Below are 5,826 nucleotides of genomic sequence, written 5' to 3'. Positions count from 1 at the left end.
CACCCCGGAAATGTCGTCCCTTGAAATCGCTCATCCGCAGTGCCCCACACCAAAACTGAAAGCGGTTTCAAACAGGGGCACCAACTTTGCAACAGAGCCCCGATGACGATGCACCAGTTCATATTTGTCCCGGAAGACGGCGCTGCTCTCGTGTGCCAAGGTCAGCATCGCCGGATCAATTTCGCGCACGATACTCCGAACGCTACCATAGGATGGTTTCCGCCACCCCTGCTCGGCGGCCAGTATAACGATACGTCGATGGATAGCTGCAATGGATGACGGTGGCTTGAGAAGTGCCATTCCCTCAATCAGTTCGACCATTTCCTTAGGGAAGGTGCGCGTGCCAGCCTCAGGCCGCATCGGACGCATGAGGCCAGCGGGACCGGAAAGACGGTAGCGTGCAATCCAACGCCGGACTGTGCGGATCGAGATGGCAGCATCCACGGCAACTTTCGTCAACGGCACGTTATCAATCAGATATGGTCGTAACACGGCCATACGCATTGCTACCTCGGTGCCGTTGGTTCCTGGCACTCGATCATCTGCCATGGTGATCGCCCCTGTCCGATAGAGGGTCGTTAAACGGACTGATGTTGAGAGGTGGCGCAACTCACGGAAAACAGCCACCCACCGAGTCTCATATGAATGGTACCATATAAATTGCAGTCATGGGGCCTTATACGTTACAGTCTGATTCATGACGCACACACTGATTGGCTACGCCCGCTGCTCGACGGACAAGCAGGATCTCGCCGCCCAGCAGGACGCTCTGCTCAAACTCGGCGTTGCGGCTGATCGGATCTACACTGACAAGGGATTCACCGGGACGAACCGGGACCGGCCTGGTCTCGACCAGGCGCTGGCGGCGGTGCGCAACGGCGACACGCTGGTCGTGCCAAAGCTCGACCGGCTCGCCCGGTCCGTGCCCGATGCACGTGCGATCGGAGACAGCCTGACCGCTCGTGGCGTTAAGCTCCAACTCGGTGCCAGTGTCCACGACCCGTCCGATCCGATGGGAAAGCTGTTTTTCAACATTCTTGCCACCTTCGCCGAATTTGAAGCGGACCTCATTAAACTTCGAACCCGTGAAGGGATGGCGGTCGCGCGCGCCAAGGGCAAGCTACGCGGGAAAAAGCCCAAGCTGTCCGATCGGCAGCAGAAGGAACTTCGCCGCATGTACGATACTGGCGACTATTCCATCAGTGACCTAGCTGATCTGTTTTCCATCTCGCGACCAACCGTTTATCGGACACTCAGGCGTCAGCCTGTTACGTCCGTAATGGCAGCATGACCTGCGGAAAACGTAACCATCCAGCGTAGCGCCCGCCTGCTCCCATACGAGCCAGGCATGCTGCTGCTCTTACATGCCAATTAGCGCTGCAACTCAGTGCCATTTATCGCTGATATCTACAGTGTATCAAGGGCTGCATGGTAGTTTTTCCGGAAGGGTTCAAATGGGACAGCGCGCGGTCATCTATTGCCGGGTTTCCACGGTCGATCAGTCCTGCACGCGCCAGAAGGACGAGCTGAAGCGGTTTGCTGAACGCGCGGGCTATGAAGTGCTGGACGTTTTCATGGAGACCGGCTCTGGCGTCCGGGTGGATCGGGCCGAGCGTCGAAAGGTCATGGCACTGGCCCAGGCCCGTGAAATTGACGCCATCTTGGTGACGGAGCTGTCCCGCTGGGGGCGATCGACCATTGATCTTATCTCCACGCTTCAGGAACTGGAGAGCTATCGTGTTTCCCTGATTGCCATAACGGGGATGACGTTCGATCTGGCGACACCACATGGACGAATGCTGGCGACGGTTCTGGCTGGGATCGCTGAGTTCGAACGGGATCTGATTAGCGAGCGTGTGAAGTCTGGTCTGGCTGCTGCCAGGGCACGCGGGAAGGTTCTCGGCCGACAGAAAGGAGAGCGGCCGAAGTCTGACCGTTTGGCTCCGAAGGTTCTGGCGCTGGTGGCTGAAAAGCGGAGTTATCGGTGGATCGCCCGCGATCTGGGAATCAGCAAGAACACTGTTGCTGCCATTGTGCAAAGGGAAAGATAACACGTCGTCATGTTTATATGTTAACACAAAAACATGATAGCATTCTATAGGTGCTAACGGCATCGACCTGAGACATGAGAAATGTTTGGTTCGATTAAATCGTCGGGTTTTTTGAGGAAAATATTGAGTTATCAAAATAACATGGTAATTAGTTAATGTGTTAACACGGAAACATGGTGGCATGAAAACAATCGCGATCATTAGTCAGAAGGGAGGCGCTGGGAAGACGACGCTTGCCCTACACTTGGCTACTAGTGCCAGTGCCGCTGGATACGTTTCTCTGATCCTCGATACCGATCCGCAGGCGACTGCAAGTTCATGGAAAGCGTGGCGGGGAGATGTCGAGCCTGATGTAGTGGATTGTGCGGCTCACGCCTTGTTATCAAGAAAGCTAGAACAAGCGTCCGAACTGGGCGCAGAACTATCGATAATAGATACCCCACCACATGCCGATATTATGGCGCGTGAGGCGTGTCGTGTCGCTGATTTCTTGTTAATTCCATGCAGGCCACGTGCTTTCGATATGGACGCTGTTAGAACAACGGCGGAGCTTGTGCGAGCCAGCGGCAAGCCTGCCTTCGTGATTTTTACTGCGGGTCCTCCTCGTGCGCCCCAAGTTTATAAGGAGGCGGCCGAGGTTGTGGCGCAGTTTGGTATCCCTGTTGCTCCTGTTGTTTTGCCAGAGCGTGCTGTTTTTCATCATAGCGTTGGTTCCGGTCGTACCGCGCAGGAAGCAGAGCCGGAAAGCAAGGCTGCTGCTGATATAGCACTGTTGTGGAATTGGGTGTGTGATCAAGTTAACATGCTATCACACAAACAAGATGACATAAAAGCACGTTAGCAATTTTCTAAGTTAAGGACATACGGCATGAGTCGGTTTGCTGGTCTAAAAAAAACGGTCGCGCCATCGGTTGCGGAACCGGCAGCGCAGACGGTGGTAGAGAAAGCTCGCCCACGTAATCCAAGAGAAGGTAAGCGGGCTGTGGTGGGGTATTTTTCCCCAGCAGTTAGTAAGGGATTACATCAACTTGCGCTTGATACCGATACAACTATTCAGGGTTTGATCGGGGAGGCCATTGATGATTTGATGCGTAAGCACGGTCGTCATCCTTTTGGAGAGCGCTGACTATCTATTTAGATAGATTATGCTTGTATATTTGTACAATCAGGGTTGACCACGCTTAGCAAACCACGTCTCGCAGAATTTGATGAAATGCCGCTCAGGGTTCTTCGGAGCGATCTCGTTATCACCCAGCCACATGCGCCATTCTCTTTCGAGATGATGCACATCCCACCCTGGCGCGATGTTCCGAGCGTCCCCGTAAATATCAGGATCGAGCGCCCCCATCCAAGCCTCGGCTACTGGCTCGGCAGCTTTCATTGTGCCGCGATTGATGAATGTTATCATGTCTTTCTGAGGATCGAATTCAACACGGTAATCCGGTAGATGATCGCTTGCAGCGAGGTTCTTTATCATCTGTCGGAATAATTTTTCTGGGCTTTGAGAGCCTGATTTTTTCAGTAGGATCTCAAGCGAGGCTTTCCATACCGCTTGCTGACCGCAATGTTTGCGGGCGAGTTCATAAACGCGTCGTTCCAGCGGTTTGCGTAGTCGGAAATAATCACGATGCAGTGTCAGAACATCATTGCTCTTAATTGCGTTAAAGACCCAATCCGACAGCTTGATCTCGCAATGCAATAGGCGACCGTCGAGGCCAAGTTTGCGGCGGATGGATGAAGCGTCGATCAGGCCAAAACCGTCCACCTGTTCTTCGTCGCCTGTGACAATGTTAGTGCGGATACGTGTGCCTTCAAGGCGGTCGAGGGCTTCGATAAGGGCTTTGTAGTCCTTACCTGCCGTTCCGCGATTGGTGAAGATGAGTAAGTCACGGCTGCTGATCCGCACCCGTTGCGATACTTTCTCCCCGGCCTTTAGTTTCGCCATGATCTGCGAAATACAGTAAATCAGAATATCCTTATCGTAGATTGTAGCAAGGCCCTTCACGCTTGGCGTGATTTCCAGCCATTGCCCGTTATGTTCATAGCGACGAACGGAAGTCTCGGGTTTTTTCGACAGCGAATAGAACGGATGCTCCATTTGCGGCATCACGTCCTTAAGCACGGCATCTGCCACGTCGCAGATGAATAAGTCATGCTGCGGATGACGCTCCGGCAGGAGGGCCTCATGGACAACAGGCAGATTCGGGGTTTCAGATACCATGCCTAAAGTTCGGGGTTTTACATACCTGCGTCAAGTGATTCGGGGTTTTAAATACCGAGATTCGGGGTTTTAAATACCGAGATTCGGGGTTTTAAATACCAAACCGAAGAAAAACCCAGAAATTCCGTTTTTATATCAATGTGTTAAATGGATGCTAGAATCGCTTAACACAGAATCTAACACCTATTTAACACCCCCTCTGACCATCTGATCTGTGGATAACTTACAAACCTCAAAAATTTCCAATCAAATTCAACCCAAGCACCGCCTCTTGGGGGCTACGCCCCCGCCGGGTGGGAGATCGAGCTTAGCTCGATCTCCCACCCGGCATCCCCCTGCTCGCCCTTTCAGGGCTGCGCTAAACAGACACGCCTATGGCGTGAAGTCATAATCTGACGATGCGTTCCCGCATCGTCTTTCCACCAACACCTTCTTCTCCCGCGTCGGCGCCTTTGGCGCCCTACGGGGCTCCCGCTCCGCGCTCGCCCGACGCCTGCAACACCAGAAGAACTGGGCAAGACCGTAATCTGCTCAAGACACACCAGTGTTCAGGCGAACATTCAGCGGCTCACGTGTTGCAGCATGCCCGCCAGACGCCACAGAATGGCCGTACAAGCGTTACCAGGTGTGGTAGCTAGTTTAGAGCGGTAACGGGTATTGCACCTTGTAAGCCCCTCCCAGAGAGCTTACCGCAATCATAAATGTACTCCAGCGCGAAATCCAAGGGGAACACTGTGGGGATGGAAAGAGAACCGTTAGATTCTAATGGTGTTGCATTTGTGTAGACAAATGTCTATCTTCCCTACATGAAGATTGCGGGTTTCGACTGGGATGACGGCAACTGGCCGAAATGTGGCAAGCATGGTGTCTCCCGTGCGGAAATCGAGCAGGTTTTGCTGGGAGAACCTGCCGTCATGACTGACCCTCACCCCGGTGAGCCCCGGATGCGGGCCATCGGCAGGACTGAGGCCGGACGTTACGTTTTTCTGGTCTTCATGTTCAGGACAATCAGCAACCAGACCAGGTTACGTCCCATCAGTGCCCGTTACATGCATCAGAAGGAGATCGACCACTATGAGCAGCAAAAATAGGTCTATGCCCTCGCTGCACAGTGACGAAGCGGCCGAGGATTTCGTCGCGACCGCCGATCTGACCCGGTATGACCTGTCCGGTTTCAAGCCCATGCGCTTTGAGATCGAACCCAAGGCGGCCGCCCTCAACATGCGCCTGCCGGCGTCTCTGCTGGACGCCGTGAAAGCCAGGGCGAAGGCAAAGGGCATCCCTTACACACGCTATGTCCGGATGCTGCTGGAGACCGATGTTGCACAGATGCGGTAAAGCGTATTCCGATCAGAACAGAGGAGATCGGGCGATGTAGGTACGCTCGGAAATCACTCCGCGCGTCATGGAGGAAAAGCTCCCCATGTCTCGCACCTATCATCACAGCCGCAAATAGGCCCAGTGGGCCCGAAGCTGTGATTTTGGCCATGTTGAAGAACGTGCCGGGAACGGCGAGGCTTTTGATTGACGCTTGATGCGTCCCAGGCAGATCGT

The 5,826-nt window shown here is 53.8% G+C and carries 8 protein-coding genes; 6 read left to right on the top strand and 2 right to left on the bottom strand.

Annotation, left to right across the window (positions count from 1 at the left end; translation table 11 throughout):
• Positions 1 to 30: 30 nt before the first annotated feature.
• Positions 31 to 627 (bottom strand): helix-turn-helix domain-containing protein, encoded by a 597-nt coding sequence (locus JN414_RS16110; RefSeq protein ID WP_237390133.1) that lies wholly within the window; start codon positions 625 to 627, stop codon positions 31 to 33.
• Between the two features lie 70 nt (positions 628 to 697).
• Here JN414_RS16110 and JN414_RS16105 point away from each other — a divergent pair, with 70 nt between their 5' ends.
• The 4 genes from JN414_RS16105 to JN414_RS16090 all read left to right on the top strand — a co-directional run bounded on the left by JN414_RS16105 (position 698) and on the right by JN414_RS16090 (position 3,177).
• Positions 698 to 1,291, top strand: a complete 594-nt coding sequence (locus tag JN414_RS16105) for a recombinase family protein (RefSeq protein ID WP_202208836.1) — start codon at positions 698 to 700, stop codon at positions 1,289 to 1,291.
• A gap of 163 nt (positions 1,292 to 1,454) precedes the next feature.
• Positions 1,455 to 2,051: a recombinase family protein gene (locus JN414_RS16100; protein WP_202208835.1), complete on the top strand. Its 597-nt coding sequence runs from the start codon at positions 1,455 to 1,457 to the stop codon at positions 2,049 to 2,051.
• Positions 2,052 to 2,232: 181 nt separating this feature from the next.
• A complete protein-coding gene (parA, locus tag JN414_RS16095) occupies positions 2,233 to 2,892 on the top strand; it encodes a ParA family partition ATPase (protein ID WP_202208834.1) in 660 nt (219 codons plus the stop codon).
• Between the two features lie 27 nt (positions 2,893 to 2,919).
• Positions 2,920 to 3,177, top strand: a complete 258-nt coding sequence (locus JN414_RS16090) for a ribbon-helix-helix domain-containing protein (protein WP_202208833.1) — start codon at positions 2,920 to 2,922, stop codon at positions 3,175 to 3,177.
• A gap of 39 nt (positions 3,178 to 3,216) precedes the next feature.
• Here the strand turns inward: JN414_RS16090 and JN414_RS16085 are convergent, their stop codons facing one another.
• On the bottom strand, positions 3,217 to 4,272 hold the full coding sequence (locus JN414_RS16085; RefSeq protein ID WP_202208831.1) for a replication initiator protein A: 1,056 nt from the start codon (positions 4,270 to 4,272) through the stop codon (positions 3,217 to 3,219).
• A gap of 806 nt (positions 4,273 to 5,078) precedes the next feature.
• On the opposite strand from JN414_RS16085, the gene JN414_RS16080 reads away from it, so the two are divergent.
• Positions 5,079 to 5,363 carry a BrnT family toxin gene (locus tag JN414_RS16080; protein WP_043549984.1) on the top strand — a complete coding sequence of 95 codons (285 nt, stop codon included), beginning with the start codon at positions 5,079 to 5,081 and terminating at the stop codon, positions 5,361 to 5,363.
• Positions 5,347 to 5,610, top strand: coding sequence for a BrnA antitoxin family protein (locus tag JN414_RS16075; RefSeq protein ID WP_035366292.1), 264 nt, complete (start codon positions 5,347 to 5,349; stop codon positions 5,608 to 5,610). Before JN414_RS16080 ends, JN414_RS16075 begins: the two co-directional genes overlap by 17 nt.
• Positions 5,611 to 5,826: the final 216 nt, after the last annotated feature.

The sequence above is a fragment of the Gluconobacter sp. Gdi genome (genome assembly GCF_014132155.1).
Taxonomy (GTDB): domain Bacteria; phylum Pseudomonadota; class Alphaproteobacteria; order Acetobacterales; family Acetobacteraceae; genus Gluconobacter.
The sequence above is the reverse complement of the archived record's forward strand: the minus strand, read 5'-3'. Positions and strand labels throughout refer to the sequence as shown.

Coding starts and splice junctions, on each gene's coding strand:
- JN414_RS16100 (WP_202208835.1), top strand. CDS start 1,455: ATGGGACAGCGCGCGGTCATCTATTGCCGGGTTTCCACGGTCGATCAG.
- JN414_RS16075 (WP_035366292.1), top strand. CDS start 5,347: ATGAGCAGCAAAAATAGGTCTATGCCCTCGCTGCACAGTGACGAAGCG.
- JN414_RS16105 (WP_202208836.1), top strand. CDS start 698: ATGACGCACACACTGATTGGCTACGCCCGCTGCTCGACGGACAAGCAG.
- parA (WP_202208834.1), top strand. CDS start 2,233: ATGAAAACAATCGCGATCATTAGTCAGAAGGGAGGCGCTGGGAAGACG.
- JN414_RS16085 (WP_202208831.1), bottom strand. CDS start 4,272: ATGGTATCTGAAACCCCGAATCTGCCTGTTGTCCATGAGGCCCTCCTG.
- JN414_RS16090 (WP_202208833.1), top strand. CDS start 2,920: ATGAGTCGGTTTGCTGGTCTAAAAAAAACGGTCGCGCCATCGGTTGCG.
- JN414_RS16080 (WP_043549984.1), top strand. CDS start 5,079: ATGAAGATTGCGGGTTTCGACTGGGATGACGGCAACTGGCCGAAATGT.